A 22,382-nucleotide genomic window follows, 5' to 3' on the forward strand; every position below is an offset into this window, starting at 1 on the left:
ATTTATTTTTATATATATTGCATACCCTTCATTGCAATATATATAACTCAATAATTCTCCATATATCACATTTTTCTAAAACTATTTTACTTTTATACATCTATAACATTAAATGCTGCCGCTCTCAAAATTCTATTATATACGGCAAGACCTATACCTTCTGCTCTCGGGCAATGTGCATAAACACGAGTATAGCCGTCTTCATCTGCTTCTCTAAGACAGGTAAAAAGTCTATGCGCATGAGTTGCCTCATCATCTTTTTTCCCTAAAACAATATAATTTTTGAAACTATCCTTTTCTTCTTCATAGCAAAGCACAGCTGTTTTATCATCGGAATTTGCTTTTATATATTCGCAAAATCCCTGTTCTGAACCTCTAAGCAAGATGACTTCTGCCTTTGGAGAATAATGCTTATATTTCATTCCGGGACTTGAAGCTTTCATTCCCTTTCCAAGCGATTTCAAAACTGCTGGGTGAACCTTTACTTCTCCGATTTCTGCTCTAAGTTGCTCAAGAGTTACTCCGCCCGGACGAAGTAGTGTAGGAACATCTTCAGCAAGAGTTATAACTGTAGATTCAACTCCAACTTCACAATCTCCACCATCAACGATTGCATCTATTCTACCGTCCATATCTGCCAAAACATGGCGAACTGTTGTTGGGCTTGGACTTCCTGAAAGATTTGCACTTGGAGCAGCTATAGGTGATGATTTTGCGATAAGCTCGTGTGCAACGGGGTGTGAAGGGAAGCGTATTGCGACAGTTGAAAGCCCTGCACTTACCTCATCAGGTATAATATCTGATTTAGGTAAAACTATTGTAAGTGGACCCGGCCAAAATTTTTCAGCAAGCTTTTTTGCTTTATCGGGAAATTCCGAAACAAGCATATCAATTTGCTTAATATCTGAAATATGAACTATAAGTGGATTATCCATTGGTCTGCCCTTTGCCTTAAATATCTTTGCAACTGCTTCTCCGTTTAAGGCGTCCGCGGCAAGTCCATAGACAGTTTCTGTTGGCATAGCAACTATACCGCCATTTTTTATAATATCGGCAGCTATATCAATCTCATTTTTATTTAGCAAAAGTGTTTTCATTATCTCACTCCATTTTAATATAAAAATAGTGATAAACTAAATTATAGTCTACCACTATTTGACATATTATTCAATATTCTTATAAAATTATTCTAAAATTTACTTATATCCTTCTTTTCGATATTTTCCTGTGTGAAATCAAATGAATCATATTTATAGTCATCATAGGTTGGTATACTTTTTTCAAGTCTTGGTTTAATATATTCTTCTCCATATATAGTTCTGCGGTCTTCTTCTATATTAAAATCTACAGAGTCTTTAGTATACTCATTATAATATTCAATATCTTTAGCGTTATCGGGATTTATTTCTTCATATTTCTTAAACTCATCACCATGCTGAACTAAATCAACCTCTGGCATATATGGCTTTATTTTTCCTCTTGAAACACCTATACAATATATAGCATTTTTTATAGGTTTTTTCAGAAATAGAATTGATAAAACAAGCATAAATAAACCGCCGACTACTGTTGCAATAACAACGCCTTCATCAGAATATTCTTTATATATTGAAGCATCTACAACCTGATTTAGGGACGCCTTATTAAATCCGGTACGAATTCCCATATTTAAAAGCGTATTATCAGATAATGTTTTAGCAGAGATAGTTCTTCTGTCTGCTTCAGCCATTGCTTTCACATAACCTATAAAGTATTTTCTACTCTGTTGACCTTTTAGGACTTTTGCAAATTCTATATCACATTCACTGTCAACTTCCGTTCTAAATGTAAGAATCCTATTATTATCCGTTTTAACAAGATAATAATTAAGTTCTTTTTCCCCAACACTAATCGTTCCAAAAATAAAAGAAGCGCTTTCAATTTTTCCATAAACCATTTCGCCATTTTTTAGGTTTTCATAATCTGAAAATCCTATTTTTCTGCCTTCGTGTTCATCTTTTAAAATCCATTGTCCTGCAAAATACAGTTGATAAACAAATAAACAAAATGCTGCTACTCCAAGAATTATTCTGATACTTGTCCAAAATCCACCTTTGACTTCGCTTCTAAACAATATAAATCCTCCTATAATTATTCTGAATTTTTTAGTTGTTCCGTTCTATCTGCTGTAATAAGTGCGTCTATAATTTCATCAATGTTTCCATTAAGAATATCGTCAATTTTATAAAGCGTTAATCCTATTCTGTGGTCGGTAACTCTTCCCTGCGGATAATTATAGGTTCGGATCCTTTCGCTTCTATCTCCTGTTCCAACCTGTGAACGTCTTTCCTGTGCAACTTCATTATGCTGTTTTTCCTGTTCGATTTTAAGCAATCTTGATTTCAGAACTTTAAGAGCCTTATCCTTATTTTTAAATTGACTTCTCTCGTCCTGACATTCTACAACCATACCTGTTGGAATATGAGTAATTCTTATTGCTGAGGAGGTTTTATTGATATGCTGACCGCCTGCACCACTCGAACGGAAAGTGTCAATCTGCAAATCATTTGGGTTTATATCAACCTCGACATCATCAGCCTCCGGCAAAACTGCAACCGTAACTGTTGAAGTATGAACTCTGCCCTGCGTTTCTGTTTCAGGAACACGCTGAACTCTATGCACTCCGCTCTCATACTTCAATCTTGAATAAGCGCCGTCACCAGTAATCATAAAGCTGATTTCTTTATATCCGCCAAGTTCTGTTTCGTTGGCATTTATTATTTCAGTTTTATAACCTCTTTTAACAGCATACATACTGTACATACGATAAAGTACGCCTGCAAAAAGCGCTGCTTCCTCTCCGCCTGCACCGCCTCGAATTTCAACAATAACATTGCGGTCATCGTTCGGGTCTTTTGGCAGAAGTAAAATTTTCAATTCCTCTGAAAGACTTTCTATGCGTTCTCTTGCGTCATTAAGTTCCTCAGAAACCATATCTCGAAAATCCTTATCCAAGCCACCGCCTGAAAGCAATTCCAAAGCCTCTTTTTCGTCCTCTTGTGCTTTCTTATATTCTCTATATTTAAGAACTATAGGTTCAAGAGAACTATATTCTTTCATAATATTCCTATAAAGCTCTGTATCATTGATTACAGACGGCTCACAAATTTTTCTTGCAAGCTCCTGATAACGCAAATCGAGAGCGTTTATTTTTTCAAACATATCAAAAAAACCTCCGTTAAATTAAGCGTCTTCTCTTATAATTTTTTTAATATTTTTTTCCGCTTTAACACGAGGGAGCATAATCTCATGCCCGCACTGCTCGCATTTAATTTTGAAATCCATACCAACTCTTAACACATGAAAACGTTTATTTCCACATGGGTGTGGCTTTTTCATTTCAAGAATATCGCCTACACGAACGTCCATATTCGTCCTCCTAAAATCGACTTGAATCCTAAAATAAATTATGATATAATTATTTTTAGTGTGCATTAATATGCACACTTTATATATGCCCGTAGCTCAGTTGGATAGAGCGACAGACTCCGACTCTGTAGGCCGCAGGTTCAATTCCTGTCGGGCATACCAATATATTTTAGGTAAGGTTTGCTCAGTGTCCCTTTGGAACTCTCTCGAGCATACCTTTTTCTTTTGTGCGGTCTGCTCTAAATAAGCCTATGAAAATTATCATCATTATTATAGCTGCTCCCCATATAGCTTTACCGAGGATAAGTCTGCTAAGTACAGTTCCTACTGCTGCACCTGCAATAAACATAGAAAGCATAAATATATGAAGGAAAAAACGAGATTTAGCTTTCTTGTCTTTTTTCTTCAACCATTTTATAAGATGTACGCCTGTTTGTCTTAAATGGTTTGTACAGAAGGTTGTTGCCATAGGTACACCCTCAGCTTGTCTGAATGTATTATATTGCATAGAGCATATGAAATTTATCGCAACCTGCGAAATTTGAAATGGTGCCGATTCGGGAACAAACCCAAGAGCTATCAAGACTAAAACCTCAAAACCTATTAAACATGTATCCCAACGCAGAAAGTTTATTTTCTTTATTTTCTTTGGCAGAATTTCAGAAATTATTGCTCCAAGAAAATATGCCGAAATAGGAATCAAAAGATATGCCGCTTCAAGCCAATTTGCATCTCCAAGCGCAATACCCATAAGAACCATATTACCGGTCTGTGCGTTACAGAAAACATTTCCTCTTATAGTATATGTAAACGCACCCATAAAACCGCCGCTCATCATAAGCAGTAAAAATACCCATTTCTTTTCACACTCAAGAAAAAGTTCTTTTTCATCTTTGATAAGCTTTTTTTCGCCCTCTTTGATTATCTCCTCTTCTTTTTTAATAAACTGTTTTTCTTCATTTAATAATTTCTTTTCTTCTTCTAATAATTTTTCTTTGCGTTTCAACTTTATCAGCTCCCCTTAGTATTGCTCACTGATTGGTGAAAGTTCGCCCTTTTCAAAAGCTTCTATATATTTAAGAGATTTTCCGCAGCCTTTAACAACGCAAAGCGATGATTCGTCTGCAACTCTTACTTTTATTTTGGTTACAGCATTTATGATTTCTGCCATACCTCTTAGCTGTGCTGTACCGCCTGTAAGGATAATTCCATCAGAAGATATATCTCCCATAAGCTCAGGTGGAGTTTCTTCTAATACATCTTGTATCTGATAGACAATCTCTGTGACAATATCAACTAATATATCAGAAATTTCATATGAACTTATATCCGTCTGCATAGGCATACCTGTAACACAATTTCTGCCCTTTAGCCTGAATATTTTATTCTCTCCTATATTTCCGACACAGCCAACAGCTATTTTTGCATTCTCAGCAGTACGCTTACCAATGAGAAGATTATATTTTTTCTTAACATATTTTATAATTTCATCATCTATTGCATTACCTGCTTTTTTAATACTTCGTGAAACTGAAATTCCACCTAATGAAAGAACGGCTATATCTGTTGTTCCTCCACCAATATCGACAACCATTGAGCCATGCGGACTTGTAATATCAACTCCTGCTCCCATAGCTGCTGCAACAGGTTCTTCAACAAGACAAACCCTTCTTATTCCTGCACTGCTTATAGCATTTACTACAGCTCTTTTTTCAACTTCTGTTATATCGCTTGGAACACAGGCTACAACCTTTGGCATACCTATTCTTCCAATAGAAATGCCCGAAAGCATAATCTTAACCATATTTTCCACAAGAGAAAAATCCGTTATAACTCCGCCACTTAATGGATACATAGCCGACATACGCTCTGATGTCCTTCCAAGCATTTCATAGGCTTTTTGTCCCACGGCAATTATATTATCTGTCATAAGGTCAACAGTTATAACCGACGGTTCATCAACCACAACACCCTTATCAGGCAAAAAAATTCTTGTTTTTGATGTTCCGAGGTCTATTGCTATATCAACTCCCATAAAGGACTCCTTTCTGATGGCAAACCATCGTTCATATAATTAATGTAAATTCTAAAAATTAAAAGTTTCGCCCAAGCCCTTTCAAAGGCTTGCAGTTTCCAAAGGCGGTCACCTACGACAGAGCCTTTGGTCACTCTCCTCAAAGAACAAATTTTTTAATTATCTTAGGGAAATTTATTAATTTATCAGTAGTTTCTTTACTTAAATGGATTTCGATTTAAGCTAAATTCAGCTACAATTTTCCTTCAAAATCACTTTTTGTTTCTGAAAGAAACACTCTCAAGCCTGAATAGCGTTTTGTTCTTTTATTATTATTTACCATTGTTTCTATTGTTGACTGTGTACCTACTAGAATAAGCAGTTTTTTTGCACGAGTCACTCCGGTGTATAGCAAATTCCTGTAATAAAGCTGAGGTGCTCCTCTGAACATTGGCATAATGACAGCTTCAAATTCATTTCCCTGACTCTTATGCACTGTCGTTGCATAAGCAAGCTCCAAATCTCTGACGCTTTCCCTATCATATTCAACAAGCTTATCATCAAATTTAACGCTTGCTGTTCCGGCCTTGCTATTTACCCTTACAACAGTACCAATATCCCCGTTGAAAACACCTTCTCCGTCATCGTCATCTCCACGAGTCCAGATAAGGTCATAGTTATTTCTAATCTGCATAACCTTATCGCCATATCTCAAAGAATATGTTCCAATGTTCAAATCAAGATTCGTACCAATTGGTGGATTAAGTACCTCCTGCAATTTTTTATTCAACTCAATCACACCAAGCAATCCTTTTCTGCCTGGACAAAGCACTTGAATATCTGTCATTGCAGAGTAGCCATAACTTTTCGGAAGTCTATCCTTGCACAAGCCGATAATTGTTTCTGTAATCTTATCCGCTGATGAACAGGGCAAGAAAAAGAAATCCTTATCATGTGTACTAAGGTCTGGCATTTCGCCTTTTACGATTTTATGTGCATTTGTAACAATAAGACTTTTCATAGACTGACGGAAAATCTCTGTCAAAGCTACAACCGGAACAGCACCCGAAGCTATCAAATCTCCAAGAACATTTCCTGCCCCCACGCTTGGAAGCTGGTCGCTATCACCAACCATAATAAGTCGGCAGCCCATAGGCAAGGCACGAAGTACACTTTCAAAAAGCTTTGAATCCACCATAGAAAGTTCATCAAGTACAAGTGCATCACAATCAAGCATATTTCTCTCATCACGCTTGAAGTATGGTTTATCGTGCTTATCCCATTCAACCTCTAATAATCTGTGTATGGTTTTGGCCTCACAGCCCGTGAGTTCTGACATTCTGTGTGCGGCTCTTCCAGTGGGAGCGGCACATTGAACTTTTATACCATTATCCTTTAATAAGCTGATAATTGCATTAAGGGTTGTTGTTTTACCCGTTCCGGGTCCACCTGTTAATATGAGAAGTCCGCCCGAAATAGCCTCTAAAATAGCTTTTCTTTGAAGTTCGGCATATTTTATGCCCTGCTGTTTTTCAAAATTTTCAAGAGCAGATTCTATGCCAACAATTCTCTGAGGCGGAAATTGTTTCATAAGCTTTATTCGTCCTGCGGAATAGGTTTCACTCTTATAAAAATCTGGCAAAAAGATAAACTCTTTTCCTTCAAGAGTATCCTCAATAAGACTTTTGTCTATAATCATATTTTCGAGTATCTCGGAAATTCGCTTAGGCTCTGTTTTGAGAAATTTCGCACAAACCTCAATCAGCTTTTCCTTTGGCAGACAAGTATGTCCGTTATTGGAATTATATGTGTTTATATATATTATTCCTGCTCTTAGTCTGAACTCATCGTCCTGTGCCATATCCATAGATGCGGCGATTCTGTCTGCGTGTTCAAATGATACGCCGATTTCATCACAGCAAAGAACATAAGGATTTGATTCTATTGTTTCAATAGACCTTGCTCCAAGCTCTCTCCAAATCTTAACGCTGATTTCAGGAGGAACATTATACTTATCAAGAAAAGCTATAACCTCTCTCATACCAAAAATCTTTTTAAGCTCATTGCTTATTGACATAGCCTTTTCACGAGATATGCCTTTGATTTCGGTCATTCTAAGCGGTTCTTTTTCTATAACCTCAAGAGTGTTTTCGCCAAATGTTTCAACCAATCTTCTCGCAGTTGCCGGACCTACTCCCTTTACCGATCTTGACGAAAGATATTTCAAAATAGCTGTTGAACCTATCGGCATTGTTCTTGTGCAAGAAACTACAGCAAATTGTTCGCCATAGCTTTTATGCGTTTGCCAATGTCCTTGAACTACAATTTCTTCACCAACAGACACCTCTGGCATTATTCCGACAGCAGTAGTTTCACCGTCCTCACAAGAAAGATTGAGAACAGTATATCCGTTTGATTCATTACGATAAATTATAGATTCTACCGAGCCTTTAAGCTCTAACAATTCATCGTTCATTTATTAAGTTCCTTTCTCAATTTAGTGAGCATAACTCATAATAAGTTAAAGAAGCTTGTCAACATTATTAAAGTAATTACCAATGAACTACTAATACAGCGGACTCTGTCAGCCTTGCGTATTAAAGCGTTTCATAAGCTCTCTATATGTCATTTCATAGCCACGATTTTGAGAATCATAGCTTTGATTTTTAGCATTTCCATTTGTAATAAGTGAAACAACATAATCAAGCATTGCAGGATTTTTAACAAGAATAGGTCCTGTAAGATATGTTCCGAGAATATTATTTATTCGTATACCATCGGATTTATCATTGCGATTATTGCCTATTCCATAAACTACATTAAATAAGGGAGTGAAGTTTCCCTTAATAAATCCGCATTTATTAACAAACCCTACAAGTGGCTTTTCTATAAAATCCGCCTTGAAGATTACATCGCCTGTAATTCTTGTATCGTTCTTAATGAGTTCTGTATCATTCGGATTAGCTGAAATATATTTTTTATAGCTTTCTCCGCCCTGATATGTGTAAAAATCAGCAAATGAAAGAGCTTCAAAAGTATCTCCATTCCTATCACAGATACTTTTGCCGAGCATTTCAAGAGAATTTCCTGTAAATAATGCTGTACCATTGTTTTCGATGTAAATTTTTAATTCGTCCTTATGAGAAATAATGTCAGCAAGTGCAACCTTTTGATTTCTTTCTGTACCTGCTCCGCAATATACGAAATTATAATCCGCAATATTAAAACTATCGTCTACGCTTACCTTATCAAGCTGAACCTCAATTCCGGCGTCCTCAAGGTATCTGCATAGAACGGCAATATTTCCATATTCGCCATATAAATTCATTAAATCATGATATAGATGTAAGACTTTAATAATCATAATTTTTCCTCCTTAACAAGACTAAGGAATTTTCCCTTATCTGAGAAACAGGTTATTACATAAAGCTTTCTGTCACTGCTTGTCTTTAGATATTCAGCGGCTTCTCCAATATCGCTGAAAGCTTTAATCTTGCTTTCTTCAATGCCTGTAAACGAAAAGCGTGTTTGTAAATCGGCTGAATAAAGTCCCGCAAGGACAATTTCTCCGACATTCTTACTTGCAAGAAGCTCAAAATCAATATCCCACAGCCAAGAAACATCACTTGTAAAATACTTTCTGCTGATAGCGTCAACTATGATAAGTATATCACAGCCTTGCTTATCATTAGCGGCAAGTGTAAGCGATTGGTCATAAGAAACGGAATTTTCGTGCTTTGAGGTAAGCAATGTTCCGTAACGCTTATCAAGGCTGAACTCTATAACTCGTCCATTTTTAAGAACATAATTATTTATGCTCTTGCAAATAGTTGCATCATCAATTCCGACAATAGAGCAAACAGAATATGCTGCAAGAATATTATAAACATTATAAAGGCTCTTTAATGCAAGCTTTATTGTTGATTTATCATTTATAATTATCTCACCTTTATCAAGGTCTGCGGCGGTAACAGAAAACTGTGTATTATTTCTTTTAAGTCCGCAATTAGGGCAAGAATATTTTCCGATATGATTATAATGATAGTATTCATAAGAAAGACGCTTTTTGCAGTGTGGACAGAAAATTCCGTCATTATATACGCTGTTATTTTTTTCGTGCGAAACGGAAATCTTATCCGCACCAAAGTATATAACATCATCTTTTCCATAACCAAAGCAAGATACAAGCGGGTCATCAGCATTAAGAATAAGCTGTGTTCCATCGTGTATGCTGTTTTTCAAGCAATCATAAACCCACTCTGGGTGGCCGTTTCTTGTAAGCTGGTCACGATACAAGTTTGTAATAACATAATGTGTAGGTGTAAAATATTTAAATGTATACTGTGCAAAGCGTTCGTCACTCTCGATTAAAAGAATATCGCTCTTAACCTTACCACCCATTGTAGAATTACATAGAATAAAAGTTGTTACACCCTCAATTTGATTAGAACCTTCTTTATTATATGCGACAGTTTTTCCGCCCTCTTGCAAAATATGTGCTATCATTTCAACGGTCGAGGTTTTACCGTTACTGCCCGTTACCGCAATGATATATTCAGGCATTTTAATCTTCTTAAGAATATTACGGTCAAGCTTTAAAGCATATTTGCCAGGAAGACTGCTTCCCTTTCCAATCAATTTACCTATAAAATGCAGTAGTTTACAAACAAGAATTACAAAGAAAACACGCATTATCTCACCCTCATTTTTTTATTTGAACTTCATCTGTAAAAGCGGTTTATTCTATATTATACCATAATTCGATTTAAATTGGTATATAAAAAAGAATTTCCTTTGGCTACATAATTAAAATTGGCAAAGCAGGTTGTATGTAAACTAAATGTAACATAATTTGTTACATTTATGTGGTTGAAATAAATTCCATAAAATATTAAAATATTATCAAGGAGGTATGATAAATATGAAAAATCAAAAAATTAATATCAGTGAAAATCTTGTTAACCTAAGAAAAATAAACAAACTTTCCATTGAAGATGTTGCGGATAAAATTGGAGTTTCGAGGCAAGCAATCTCCCGTTGGGAAAGCGGCGAATCTGTTCCAGACATTATAAATTGTGATGCTTTGGCTGAATTTTATAACGTTTCTTTAGACGACCTCCTTCATTATTCGCAAAAGGAATCCGGACTTCCTATAGCTCCTAAAGGTAAGCATATATTTGGCACTACAGTTATTGGCGAAAGAGGTCAAGTAGTCATACCAAAGCCCGCAAGAGAAACTATGAATCTTAAAGCAGGAGATGTACTTTTAGTTTTAGGTGATGAAAATCAGGGAACAAAAGGAATTGCATTTGTTCCTGCGGATAATTTTATGAATCAGGTAAAAGAAATTATGGATTCTTTCCATTATAAAACAAAATAATAAGGAGGACAATTAAAATGGATGTAAGTACAGAACCCAAGAAAAAGGTCAAAAAGAAAAGAAAGGCATTAAAAATTACGCTTTTAATAGTGCTTGGCGTAATAATCATCATATCCGTACTGTTTTCAATTTATTTCTATAAATGTACACATTATTGGCAGGCGGATATGCAAAAAACTCTCGACGCAGGCTTTGAAACAAAGCAAGTTACTCTTTCGGACGGTTCAGTAATAAATTATGCTGAAGGTCCTGACAACGGAGATGCACTTTTACTTATTCATGGACAAACTTGTGCATGGGATGACTACACTCGTGTTCTTCCAAAGCTTAGTGAAAATTGGCATGTTTATGCAGTTGACTGCTACGGTCACGGAGATTCTTCACACAACCCTAAAAAATATTACCTTAAAGAAAATGGCGATGACTTAATCTGGTTTATAAACAATGTAATTAAAGAAAATACTGTTGTTTCGGGACATTCTTCAGGAGGACTCATTGCCTCATATGTTGCAGCATATGGAGGAGATAAGGTTATAGGCTCTGTCTTAGAGGACCCCCCAGTATTTTCAACAGAAAAAGGTTATTTTGAAAAATCCTTTGCTTATCTTGATACATATAAAAATATTCATGAATATTTGCAAAGTGATAAATCCGAGTGTTGGGAAGCTTACTATATGCGTCATTGTTTGTGGGGACAGCTCTATATGTCAAGCTCTATGGATAGTCTGGCAGATTATGCACAAAAATATCATGAACAGCACCCAAACGAAAGTGTTCAGTTCTTCTTTATGCCAGAAGATATAAACTTTATGTTTATGAATATGAACAGATATGACTTGCAATTCGGTGAGAATTTTTATGATTATAGTTGGCAAAGCGGTATATCACACGAAAAAATGATGTCTGATATAAAGGTTCCGACAATATTTATTCATGCAAAAGACAGTTATACTGACGATGGTATCCTTCTTGCCGCAAGCTCAGACGAACAAGCAAGAAAAGCTGTAAGTCTTATCGAAAATTGCGAATTAGTTGAGCTTGAAAGCAGCCACGATATACACAGATTTAATCCTGATACATTTATAAATGCTGTCAATAAACTTGCTAAAAAATAAAATTATTGACAAACACTTAATTAGGTGTTATATTAAATTTACAACTTAACAAATTACCAACTTATCAAGAGCGACTGAGGGAACAGGCCCTGTGAAGTCCGGCAACCTGCTTAATTGTAAGGTGCCAAATCCTGCGGTAAAGCCGAAAGATGAGTAGCATAAACTTAGCCGTTCGGTTTTCTGCCGAGCGGCTTTTTAAATGATTAAATCAAAGGCAGTTAAGAATTTTTCTCAAAAGGAGCTATAAATTATGGCAAAACATTTTTTCACATCTGAATCGGTAACAGAAGGACATCCTGACAAGCTCTGCGACCAAATTTCTGACGCAGTTCTCGATGCAATCATCGAGCAAGACCCTGATGCTCATGTTGCTTGTGAGGTTACTGCAACAACAGGTATGGTTCATGTTATGGGTGAAATATCTACAAGTTGCTATGTTGATATAAACCAAATTGCAAGAAATGTTATAAACGAAATCGGTTATGACAATGCACAAAGTGGATTTAACGGAAATACCTGTGCAGTTCTTGCTTCTATAGATTCCCAATCTCCTGATATTGCACAAGGCGTAAATATTTCTTATGAAGTTCGTGACGGTGAAAGTGATGCTCTTAATCAAATAGGTGCCGGCGACCAGGGTATTATGTTTGGTTACGCTTGTGACGAAACCCCTGAACTTATGCCTCTTTCAATCTCTCTTGCACACAAGCTTGCAAAGCGTCTTACTGAGGTTCGCAAAAACGGCACTCTTAAATATCTCCGTCCCGATGGCAAAACTCAAGTTACAGTTGAATATGACGATGACAAAATTACTCGTATTGACACTGTCCTTATCTCAACACAACACGATGAAGATGTTTCACTCGAAACCATCCGCAAGGACCTCATTAAATATGTTATTGAACCAATTATTCCTGCTGAACTTTATAAGGATACAAGAATACTTGTAAATCCAACAGGCAGATTTGTAGTTGGTGGCCCTGTCGGTGACAGTGGTTTGACCGGAAGAAAGATTATTGTTGACACCTACGGCGGATTCTCTCGCCATGGTGGTGGCGCATTCTCTGGTAAAGACCCAACAAAGGTTGACCGTTCGGCAGCATATGCAGCAAGATATGTTGCTAAAAATATTGTTGGTGCAGGACTTGCTAAGAAGTGCGAGCTTCAGCTTTCATATGCAATCGGTGTTGCAAAGCCAATCTCTGTAATGGTTGATACATTCGGCACAGGCACTGTATCTGACGATGTACTCTCTAAAGCCGTTTCTAAGGTTTTCGACCTAAGACCTGCCGCAATTATTCGTGATCTCGATCTCCGCCGTCCGATTTATCGCCAGCTTGCCGCTTACGGCCATATGGGCAGAGAGGAACTTGGCGTAGCTTGGGAAAATCTTGACAAAGTTGACGCTCTCAAAAAGGCTGTTGAGGAAGTTCAGAAATAATCTTTAGAAAACACAGTAATAAAATAAAGAGGAATATTTCATGAGCAATCTTGGTGCTTACCAATGGATTACTACATTATCAAAAAAAGTCGGTGGACCATTTCAACTTTTGGGCATTACTGCAGTTGGTGGATATGCAGTTTTTCGTGCTATAGAAGCTGGAGGTAAAAAGGCATATAAAGTATTCAAAAAGAATAAGGAACATGAAAAAAATATTAGTAATGCATCTGAATATATAGTTACAAAAGAAAGCAAGAGTGATGAAAATGTAGACTTTGCAGTAGGTGATAAATTCTGCATATTAGAAAAAGACGGTGATTCGATTCTTATAGATAAATTAGATGATCCTAATTCACCGTATTTTGTATCTAAAGAATTTCTTAAAGAAATATCTGAATATAACAAAAATGATAATGAATAAGATAAAATAGCAAATATAATGTATCTATATATTAAAGTAATATAAATCAAAATATCAATATTTTTGATAAAAAATTAATTAACCGGGAATCCATATGGGTTCTCGGTTTTTTGCACCTCATATGTAAAACTGAATATTATAGCTATGGGTGGTAAATATGCAAGAGCTATTCATAGTTTTATTCATAATATTGAGCATTTTGGGGCTTGTAAGTATTGTAAAAAAAATTATTATGTGGCTCTTAAAATATGACGATGGAGAAATTATAACCGTCATTCCTATTAAGGGACATTGCGAAAATATTGAATATCGCATTCGCTGTGCATACGAAAGAGCAAACTGGTCATCAGAAAATCATCATATAATATGCCTTGATAAAGGTATGGACGATGAAACACGCATACTTTGCAACAAAATTTGTGAACGCTTTGGGATTGAAATTATCAGTTCTCCGACTTTAGCACAAGTTGCTAAAAATACTTAAAGACAACAAAAATACCCGCCAGTTTCCTGACGGGTATTTTTTATGAAAAATTTAAAATTTTAATAATTTAAATTATTCGTTGATAGCAGAAACAACGCCTGAACCAACTGTTCTACCACCCTCACGGATAGCGAAACGGAGGCCTTCTTCGATAGCGATAGGTGTGATAAGCTCAACATCCATATCAACGTTATCGCCAGGCATGCACATCTCTGTGCCCTCTGGAAGAGAGATTGTACCTGTAACGTCTGTTGTTCTGAAATAGAACTGTGGACGATAGTTGTTGAAGAATGGTGTATGACGGCCGCCTTCATCCTTTGTCAAGACGTAAACATGACCCTTGAACTTTGTGTGTGGGTGAATTGTGCCTGGCTTTGCAAGAACCTGACCTCTTTCGATATCAGTTCTCTGAATACCACGGAGAAGAACACCGATGTTGTCACCAGCCTCAGCGAAGTCGAGAAGCTTTCTGAACATTTCGATACCTGTAACAACAGTTGTTCTCTTCTCGTCTGTAAGACCAACGATTTCAACTTCCTCAGACATCTTAAGTGTACCTCTTTCAACTCTACCAGTTGCAACAGTACCACGACCTGTGATTGTGAATACGTCTTCAACAGGCATAAGGAAAGGAAGGTCACTCTTACGCTCAGGAGTTGGGATATACTCATCAACAGCGTCCATAAGCTCACGGATGCACTTGTACTCTTCAGCGTTAGGATCTGTAGAAGTAGAAGTAAGAGCGAGGTATGCAGAACCCTTGATGATAGGTGTATCATCGCCTGGGAAGTCATACTCGTTAAGGAGCTCACGAATTTCCATCTCAACGAGCTCGAGAAGCTCTGGATCGTCAACTTGGTCAGTCTTGTTCATGAATACAACGATGTAAGGAACACCAACCTGACGAGCAAGAAGGATGTGCTCTCTTGTCTGTGGCATAGGACCATCAGCAGCTGAAACAACGAGGATAGCACCGTCCATCTGAGCAGCACCAGTAATCATGTTCTTAACGTAGTCAGCATGTCCTGGGCAGTCAACGTGAGCGTAGTGACGCTTGTCTGTTTCATACTCAACGTGTGCTGTGTTGATTGTGATACCACGAGCTCTCTCTTCTGGAGCGCTGTCGATGTTAGCGTAGTCAACGAAATCTGCATCGCCTTCGAGGTTAAGAACCTTAGTGATAGCAGCAGTAAGAGTTGTCTTACCGTGGTCAACGTGGCCGATAGTACCGATGTTAATATGCGGTTTGTTTCTTTCAAATTTTTCCTTTGCCATTTGAATTTTCCTCCTATACTATAAATATAATACACTGCATTTGCATATTGGATTCATTTTACCAATAAATCACGAGAAATGCAAGTGTTTTAATAAAAATAGACTAAAATTTACACAAAATTAATCCTTTTTATTTCTTGCGGACATAATTTCCTCAGCAATGCTCTTTGGAACTTCTGCATAGTTGCTTGGCTCCATAACATACTGACCACGGCCCTGTGTCTTAGAACGCATATCAGTAGCGTAACCGAACATCTGAGAAAGTGGAACCATAGCGTTGATTCTTTGTGCACCTGCAACTGCCTCCATGCCCTGGATCATACCACGGCGGGAGTTAAGGTCGCCGATAACATCGCCCATGTATTCCTCTGGAACGATAACTGTAACCTTCATAATCGGCTCGAGAAGAACAGGGTCTGCCTTTCTCATAGCTGACTTGAATGCCATAGAACCGGCAATCTTAAATGCCATTTCTGAAGAGTCAACTTCATGATAAGAACCATCATAAAGTGTAACCTTAACATCAACAACATTATAGTTTGCAAGAACACCCGAAAGCATAGCGCCCTGGATACCTTGGTCAACTGCTGGGATATATTCCTTAGGAATAGCACCACCAACGATTGCATTGACGAACTCATAGCCCTTGCCTGGGTTCGGCTCAATTCTAATCTTAACGTGACCATACTGTCCTTTACCACCGGACTGTCTTGCATACTTCTCATCAACTTCTGCTGTTGTGCGGATTGTTTCCTTGTATGCAACCTGTGGTTTACCGATATTAGCTTCAACCTTAAACTCACGGAGAAGTCTGTCTACGATGATTTCGAGGTGAAGCTCACCCATACCAGCGATGATAGTTTGTCCTGTTTCTTCGTCTGTATAAGCCTTGAATGTTGGGTCTTCTTCTGCAAGCTTTGCAAGAGCAATGCCCATCTTCTCCTGGCCAGCCTTAGTCTTAGGCTCGATAGCAACACGGATAACTGGATCTGGGAATTCCATAGATTCGAGGATAACCGGATCACTTTCTACGCAAAGTGTATCACCAGTTGTTGTGTTCTTAAGACCAACAGCAGCTGCGATGTCACCTGCATAAACTGTTTCGATATCCTGTCTGTGGTTAGCGTGCATTTGAAGAATACGACCGATACGCTCTGTATTGCCCTTTGTAGAGTTATATACATTTGAACCTGCGTTCAATGTACCTGAATAAACTCTAAAGAAGCAAAGCTTACCAACATATGGGTCAGTAGCAATCTTAAATGCAAGAGCTGCAAATGGCTCTGTATCAGATGAAGGACGCTCTACTTCTTCCTCAGTATCAGGATTGATACCCTTGATAGCAGGAACATCAACAGGAGAAGGCATATAATCGACAATAGCGTCGAGAAGCTTCTGTACGCCCTTATTTCTATAAGAAGTTCCGCATGTAACCGGAACCATATTGTTAGCGATTGTAGATTCACGGATAACTCTCTTGATTTGCTCTGTTGTTGGCTCTTCGCCCTCGAGATACTTCTCAAGAAGTTCTTCGTCCTGCTCTACAACATGCTCGATAAGCTCGCTTCTGTATTTGTCAGCAAGCTCCTTCATATCTTCAGGGATTTCCTCAACCTTCATATCCTGGCCCATCTCATCATAATAGACATCAGCCTTCATCTCTACGAGGTCGATAATACCCTTAAAAGTATCCTCAGCACCGATAGGAAGCTGAATTGGAACAGCATTACACTTAAGGCGATCCTTCATCATTTCTACAACACGGTAGAAGTCCGCACCCATGATATCCATCTTATTGACATATACCATACGTGGAACGCCATATTTGTCAGCCTGTCTCCAAACAGTTTCGGACTGAGGCTCAACGCCACCCTTTGCACAAAGAACTGTTACAGAGCCGTCAAGAACTCTCAAAGAACGCTCAACTTCAACTGTAAAGTCAACGTGTCCTGGGGTGTCTATGATATTGATTCTGTGCTTACCCTTATCGTGGTTGCTTCCGCTCCAGAAGCAAGTAGTAGCAGCAGATGTAATTGTAATACCTCTTTCCTGCTCCTGTACCATCCAGTCCATAGTAGCAGAGCCATCATGAGTCTCGCCGATTTTATGGTTGATACCGGTGTAGAAAAGGATACGTTCTGTTGTTGTTGTTTTACCAGCATCGATATGAGCCATGATGCCGATATTACGAGTCATTTCAAGTGAAACTTGTCTTGCCATCTTTGTATCCTCCTTAATGTTTTGTCGTAAGCCTTCTGCTTACGCATACTGTCCTCAGCTTGCGGATATTAAGCCGAATAGAGTACGCAATTACCATCTGTAATGTGCGAAAGCTCTGTTTGCTTCTGCCATCTTGTGAGTATCCTCACGCTTCTTAGCAGCACCGCCGGTTCCGTTGACAGCATCAAGGATTTCTCCGGCAAGTCTTTCTCTCATTGTCTTTTCAGATCTAAGTCTTGAATACTTAGCAATCCAACGAAGACCGAGTGTCTGTCTTCTCTCAGGTGAAACCTCGATAGGTACCTGATAGGTAGCACCACCAACACGGCGAGCCTTAACCTCCAAAGAAGGCATAACGTTTTCCATAGCCTGCTCAAAAACCTCTAATGGCTCCTTGCCTGTCTTCTCGGAAATAATATCAAAAGCACCGTAAACGATTTTCTGGGAAACACCCTTCTTTCCGTCATACATGATGTTATTGATAAGACGAGTGACGAGCTTTGAGTTATACACTGGATCAGGCAGGACATCTCTCTTAGCAATTTGACCTCTTCTTGGCACTTTACTTCCCTCCTTCATAATGATGAATTCTTAGGTACTCGAAAGGATTTTGTTCTTCCGTTTGCCATACAGAGGCTATATATAAAAATACATCTCTGTATTGCATAATCAATTAAACATTTATCCTTAGAGAATTTTCTTTCGCTCTATGCGAAATTATTTTGCAGCTCCAGCCTTTGGACGCTTTGCGCCATACTTAGAACGGGACTGCATACGCTTTGCAACGCCCTGTGCGTCAAGCGTACCTCTGATAATGTGGTAACGAACACCAGGAAGGTCCTTTACACGTCCGCCTCTGATGAGAACGACGCTGTGCTCCTGAAGGTTATGACCTACACCTGGGATGTAGGAAGTAACTTCGATACCGTTAGAAAGTCTTACTCTGGCAATCTTTCTGAGAGCTGAGTTAGGCTTCTTAGGAGTAGCTGTCTTAACTGCTGTGCAAACGCCTCTCTTTTGTGGGGAGTTTTGGTCAATAGCTACACGCTTCTTAGAGTTCCAGCCTTTACGGAGTGCAGGAGCCTTAGCTTTCTTTTCAGAAACCTCTCTGCCCTTGCGTACCAATTGGTTAAATGTTGGCAATCAAATCCACCTCCTTGCTCAAAATATATATGTTAAAGAGCTTAGTTATTATAGCCCTATAACAAGCAAAATATGCGAAAATCGGAATTTCATTTTCCAGATTTCAGTCGGCAAACAATAGTCGCCCACAATTTATGATTTTAACACAGCCAAACATATTTTGTCAAGCACTAATCTGCCTCAAATTAAGATTTTTCTTAAGCTTTACATAAATTAAGCCTTTCAAAAAGTCAATTTTCGAAAGGCCTATATTCTAAAATTTAATAATCAATTTAAATGATATTTTTCACACATAAAATGATATCGGATATTCTGCTGTTTATTTTATACAGAATATCCGATTTGCCTTGTTACTATATAATTTTTGCAACTTCGCCATCTTTTAGAATCTGACACTTTAAATCTGATATTGAAGAAAACTTCTTCTCTGCACGAATGAAGTCTAACAATCTTACATCTACTTTCTTTCCATAAAGATCTCCTGAATAATCGAGTATCCAAGTCTCTGAAACGGGCTTATCACTGCCAACTGTAGGCTTAACTCCGATATTAGTAACGCCACGATATTCTTTGTCGTCTATCGTAACAAGTGAAGCATAAACTCCAAATTTAGGCAAACAGAAATTTTCCGGAAATGTTTGATTTATAGTCGGTATTCCGATAGTTCTGCCAAGCTGTCTGCCATGAACTACTTCAAGACAATAACCGAACTTATGTCCAAGCATTTTATTTGCCGGTAAAATATCGCCGTCTTGCAGTAAATTTCTTATTCGGCTTGAACTTATACACTCGCCTTCATAAAGAATAGGCTCTCTTGAAACGGTTTGGCAATTATACTTCCCACATATTTTTGCAAGAATATTACTATCGCATTTACCGCCCTTTCCAAAATGATAATTAAAACCGCAGACAACGCCTTTGCATTTCAAATTATCAATAAGAACCGTTTTGACAAATTCTTCGCCACTAAAACTCATCATTTCTTTGAAATCGACTATGTAAAGCAAATCAATGCCTAAGCTCTCAATAAGACGTATTTTCTCGGATTTTGTCGTAAGAAACATATCCGATTCACCTGTGAGAATACTCTTAGGTCTGCGTGAAAATGTCAGAACGCAAGATTTTACTCCAAGAGCCTTTGCATTTTCTACTGCTGTACATATAACATCTTTATGTCCGAGATGTACTCCGTCAAAAAAACCAAGTGCTGTAAAGCTTTCATTCTCAGACGGAATTATATCATAAACTATTTTCATCAAAACACCCGTATATCAAAATTGCTTTTTTACGCTCAATTCTTCCTTTTCTTTGTTTACATATCCTAAGCCTAGAAAAACATCACTCGGATTATAAACTCTATAATATGCTCCGTTCTCGGAATTATCGTCTACACCTGTTCTCGAAAGCATAAGACCACCACCATTTTTAAACCTTATGGCTTGAGCCTCTGTAACCTTAACCGACGGATAACACGCAAAAACGCTATCTGTCGGTTTAAGATATTCCTCAAGCATACCATTTTCTGAAAGTTCTTTTGCTTTCTCAAGTGTGATTGCGTCATCAAGAGTATATCCGCAAGCTGTAACTCGTCTTAACGAGGTCATAACCGCACCACAACCAAGAGTTTGTCCTATATCGTCACAGATACTTCTTATATATGTGCCTTTAGAGCATTTAACAATAATTTTTGCCGATTGAAGTTGTTCGTCAAAATTTAATAAATCAAGTTTATAAACCGTTACAGGGCGAGCCTCTCTTTCTGTAATCAAGCCTTTTCTTGCAAGCTCGTAAAGGCGTACACCATCCTTAGAAACTGCCGAATACATCGGCGGAAGCTGCATTATATTTCCACGAAATTGTGGTAAAACAGCTTCTAAGTCCTCTAATTTAACATTGGATTCTGTCTGTGAAATAATTTTGCCCGTAATATCAAGCGTATCAGTAGTAATTCCAAAACTGAATGTTGCTTCATATTCCTTATCGCTTTCAGGCAAAAGCGATTGTGCTTTTGTTGCATTTCCGATAAGAATAGGTAGAACGCCCGTTGCCATAGGGTCAAGCGTTCCCGTGTGCCCGATTTTCTTTTCGCCGCAAATTCTTCTCATCTTGGCGACAACATCAAAGGAAGTATAACCATTGCCCTTATCTATAACTATAATACCATTCATTACTTACCCTCTAATGCTTGTCCGACAACTGTTACAATCTGTTCTATAGATTCATTAAGCGTACCTGTTATCATACAGCCGGCAGCAGCCTTATGACCGCCGCCGCCAAAATTTGCACAAATATTCGATGCATCAATTTCGTCTGTCGTTCTTACAGAAACTTTAAACTTGCCGTTATTCTTTTCACGAAGAGTTATTCCAACCATAACTCCCTCTATCTGTTTTGGCAAAGAGGCTACTCCCTCCATATCACTGTCAACAGCGCCGGATTCTTTCATCATATCAATAGTTGCATAAACTATTGCACATCTTCCGTCAAGATAAAACTGCATAGAATCCATTACTCTGCGTTCTATTTCAAGCCTTGAGCGTGACTTTGTTTCAAACATAAGGCGGTTAATCATACCGGATTCCGCACCACAGTCTATCATATCTGCGGCAATTCTATGAGTTTCTGCCGTAACATTTGTATATCTGAAACAACCTGTATCTGTCGTAATACCTGTATAAATGGCGTTAGCTATATCTTTATCAAATTCAACATTCATAAGTCTGATAAGTTTTTCAATAACCTGTGCTGCGGCTGCGGCACTGGCTTCAACATAATATTCCTTTGCGAATTTAGTATTTGAACCATGATGGTCTATGCAAAGGTCTATCTTATCGGCGTAGCCTGAAAGTTTTTCACCAAGAAGCTTTGTGTCTGCAACATCAACGCTGACAACAAATTCCTCGTCAAATTCGAGTTTTTCGAGTTTATCAGTAAAATATGAATACTTATCAGGGAACGGGTCTGTGCAATCGACCTTAACATTCTTACCAAGCTTACGCAATGCCATAGCAAGAGCATATCCCGAACCGATAGTATCACCATCAGGAGAACGGTGTGTCAATATAAGAATTTTATCTTTAGATAAAAGAGTTTTAGCGGCAGACTCAAGCGTTATCATGTTTATCTTCCTTTACATCATTCAGAATTCTGTTAATATTTGCACTATATTCAATAGAATCTGTTGCAATAAAAGTCAATGCCGGAACATGGCGAAGAGTAAGTCTTGAACCCAGTTCACTTCTTACATAGCCGGCAGCATTTTTAAGAGCCTTTACAGCCTCCTTTGCGGATTCCATACCGCTCATAGAGCTTATATAAACCTTACAGTATGAAACATCGCTCGAAACATCAACTCTTACTATGCTTATAAGAGAATTATGAAGTCTTGGGTCTTTCATTTCTCTCAATATAGCAGTAAGTTCACGCATAATATCTTCGGAATTTCTTACTGATTTAAAGCTTTTCATTATTTTAGCCTCCT

General features: G+C 37.9%; 22 protein-coding genes, 1 tRNA gene and 1 riboswitch. Of the genes, 6 read left to right on the forward strand and 17 right to left on the reverse strand.

All coding sequences use genetic code 11. The features are described from left to right. Positions 1-92: 92 nt before the first annotated feature. From ACLU24_RS00085 to ACLU24_RS00100, 4 genes are all read right to left on the reverse strand, one after another. Complete coding sequence (locus tag ACLU24_RS00085; RefSeq protein WP_412609145.1) at positions 93-1,097, reverse strand: L-threonylcarbamoyladenylate synthase; 1,005 nt, start codon at positions 1,095-1,097, stop codon at positions 93-95. A gap of 92 nt (positions 1,098-1,189) precedes the next feature. After that, positions 1,190-2,113: a hypothetical protein gene (locus ACLU24_RS00090; protein ID WP_412609146.1), complete on the reverse strand. Its 924-nt coding sequence runs from the start codon at positions 2,111-2,113 to the stop codon at positions 1,190-1,192. A gap of 17 nt (positions 2,114-2,130) precedes the next feature. Next, positions 2,131-3,201, reverse strand: coding sequence for a peptide chain release factor 1 (prfA, locus tag ACLU24_RS00095; RefSeq protein ID WP_412609148.1), 1,071 nt, complete (start codon positions 3,199-3,201; stop codon positions 2,131-2,133). A gap of 21 nt (positions 3,202-3,222) precedes the next feature. Next, positions 3,223-3,408, reverse strand: coding sequence for a DUF951 domain-containing protein (locus ACLU24_RS00100; RefSeq protein WP_412609150.1), 186 nt, complete (start codon positions 3,406-3,408; stop codon positions 3,223-3,225). Between the two features lie 85 nt (positions 3,409-3,493). Between ACLU24_RS00100 and ACLU24_RS00105 the strand changes: the two genes are divergently transcribed. Further along, a tRNA-Arg gene (locus ACLU24_RS00105) sits at positions 3,494-3,570 on the forward strand. Positions 3,571-3,592: 22 nt separating this feature from the next. Here ACLU24_RS00105 and ACLU24_RS00110 read toward each other — a convergent pair. The 5 genes from ACLU24_RS00110 to ACLU24_RS00130 form a co-directional block, all read right to left on the reverse strand. Further along, positions 3,593-4,414 carry a YoaK family protein gene (locus ACLU24_RS00110; protein WP_412609152.1) on the reverse strand — a complete coding sequence of 274 codons (822 nt, stop codon included), beginning with the start codon at positions 4,412-4,414 and terminating at the stop codon, positions 3,593-3,595. A 15-nt stretch (positions 4,415-4,429) separates the two neighbouring features. After that, positions 4,430-5,443 carry a rod shape-determining protein gene (gene mreB / locus ACLU24_RS00115; RefSeq protein WP_412609155.1) on the reverse strand — a complete coding sequence of 338 codons (1,014 nt, stop codon included), beginning with the start codon at positions 5,441-5,443 and terminating at the stop codon, positions 4,430-4,432. A 232-nt stretch (positions 5,444-5,675) separates the two neighbouring features. Beyond that, positions 5,676-7,898, reverse strand: coding sequence for an SF1B family DNA helicase RecD2 (gene recD2 / locus ACLU24_RS00120; RefSeq protein WP_412609157.1), 2,223 nt, complete (start codon positions 7,896-7,898; stop codon positions 5,676-5,678). 108 nt (positions 7,899-8,006) lie between these two features. Further along, positions 8,007-8,786, reverse strand: coding sequence for a type 1 glutamine amidotransferase (locus ACLU24_RS00125; RefSeq protein WP_412609159.1), 780 nt, complete (start codon positions 8,784-8,786; stop codon positions 8,007-8,009). Continuing rightward, entirely contained in the window at positions 8,783-10,114 is a 1,332-nt protein-coding gene (locus tag ACLU24_RS00130; RefSeq protein WP_412609161.1) for a MurT ligase domain-containing protein, read from the reverse strand. The genes ACLU24_RS00125 and ACLU24_RS00130 overlap by 4 nt, the downstream gene beginning before the upstream one ends. Before the next feature lie 229 nt (positions 10,115-10,343). Here ACLU24_RS00130 and ACLU24_RS00135 point away from each other — a divergent pair, with 229 nt between their 5' ends. The 5 genes from ACLU24_RS00135 (at position 10,344) to ACLU24_RS00155 (ending at position 14,263) form a co-directional block, all read left to right on the forward strand. Beyond that, the gene (locus ACLU24_RS00135; RefSeq protein WP_412609163.1) at positions 10,344-10,802 is read left to right on the forward strand and encodes a helix-turn-helix domain-containing protein; all 459 of its coding nucleotides are present in this window, start codon (positions 10,344-10,346) and stop codon (positions 10,800-10,802) included. 17 nt (positions 10,803-10,819) lie between these two features. Continuing rightward, a complete protein-coding gene (locus ACLU24_RS00140) occupies positions 10,820-11,917 on the forward strand; it encodes an alpha/beta fold hydrolase (protein WP_412609166.1) in 1,098 nt (365 codons plus the stop codon). A 58-nt stretch (positions 11,918-11,975) separates the two neighbouring features. Beyond that, a riboswitch (SAM riboswitch) is annotated at positions 11,976-12,073 on the forward strand. Between the two features lie 94 nt (positions 12,074-12,167). Then, positions 12,168-13,358, forward strand: coding sequence for a methionine adenosyltransferase (gene metK, locus ACLU24_RS00145; RefSeq protein ID WP_412609169.1), 1,191 nt, complete (start codon positions 12,168-12,170; stop codon positions 13,356-13,358). A 40-nt stretch (positions 13,359-13,398) separates the two neighbouring features. Next, positions 13,399-13,779: a hypothetical protein gene (locus ACLU24_RS00150; protein ID WP_412609172.1), complete on the forward strand. Its 381-nt coding sequence runs from the start codon at positions 13,399-13,401 to the stop codon at positions 13,777-13,779. 157 nt (positions 13,780-13,936) lie between these two features. Then, the gene (locus ACLU24_RS00155) at positions 13,937-14,263 is read left to right on the forward strand and encodes a hypothetical protein (RefSeq protein ID WP_412609174.1); all 327 of its coding nucleotides are present in this window, start codon (positions 13,937-13,939) and stop codon (positions 14,261-14,263) included. A 72-nt stretch (positions 14,264-14,335) separates the two neighbouring features. On the opposite strand, the gene tuf is transcribed toward ACLU24_RS00155, so the two are convergent. The 8 genes from tuf to rbfA all read right to left on the reverse strand — a co-directional run bounded on the left by tuf (position 14,336) and on the right by rbfA (position 22,368). Next, complete coding sequence (gene tuf / locus ACLU24_RS00160; RefSeq protein WP_022263966.1) at positions 14,336-15,538, reverse strand: elongation factor Tu; 1,203 nt, start codon at positions 15,536-15,538, stop codon at positions 14,336-14,338. Positions 15,539-15,658: 120 nt separating this feature from the next. Continuing rightward, positions 15,659-17,758, reverse strand: a complete 2,100-nt coding sequence (fusA, locus tag ACLU24_RS00165) for an elongation factor G (protein WP_412609177.1) — start codon at positions 17,756-17,758, stop codon at positions 15,659-15,661. 90 nt (positions 17,759-17,848) lie between these two features. Next, positions 17,849-18,319 (reverse strand): 30S ribosomal protein S7, encoded by a 471-nt coding sequence (gene rpsG / locus ACLU24_RS00170; protein ID WP_022263968.1) that lies wholly within the window; start codon positions 18,317-18,319, stop codon positions 17,849-17,851. 156 nt (positions 18,320-18,475) lie between these two features. Continuing rightward, positions 18,476-18,901, reverse strand: a complete 426-nt coding sequence (rpsL, locus tag ACLU24_RS00175) for a 30S ribosomal protein S12 (RefSeq protein ID WP_022263969.1) — start codon at positions 18,899-18,901, stop codon at positions 18,476-18,478. Between the two features lie 353 nt (positions 18,902-19,254). Then, positions 19,255-20,157 carry a bifunctional riboflavin kinase/FAD synthetase gene (locus tag ACLU24_RS00180; protein WP_412609181.1) on the reverse strand — a complete coding sequence of 301 codons (903 nt, stop codon included), beginning with the start codon at positions 20,155-20,157 and terminating at the stop codon, positions 19,255-19,257. A 15-nt stretch (positions 20,158-20,172) separates the two neighbouring features. Next, positions 20,173-21,069 carry a tRNA pseudouridine(55) synthase TruB gene (gene truB, locus ACLU24_RS00185; RefSeq protein ID WP_412609184.1) on the reverse strand — a complete coding sequence of 299 codons (897 nt, stop codon included), beginning with the start codon at positions 21,067-21,069 and terminating at the stop codon, positions 20,173-20,175. Next, complete coding sequence (locus ACLU24_RS00190; RefSeq protein WP_412609187.1) at positions 21,069-22,019, reverse strand: DHH family phosphoesterase; 951 nt, start codon at positions 22,017-22,019, stop codon at positions 21,069-21,071. Before ACLU24_RS00190 ends, truB begins: the two co-directional genes overlap by 1 nt. Then, a complete protein-coding gene (gene rbfA / locus ACLU24_RS00195; protein ID WP_106763092.1) occupies positions 22,006-22,368 on the reverse strand; it encodes a 30S ribosome-binding factor RbfA in 363 nt (120 codons plus the stop codon). Before rbfA ends, ACLU24_RS00190 begins: the two co-directional genes overlap by 14 nt. Between the last annotated feature and the right edge of the window lie 14 nt (positions 22,369-22,382).

This window comes from Pseudoruminococcus sp. (assembly GCF_047012705.1).
GTDB lineage: Bacteria > Bacillota > Clostridia > Oscillospirales > Acutalibacteraceae > Pseudoruminococcus.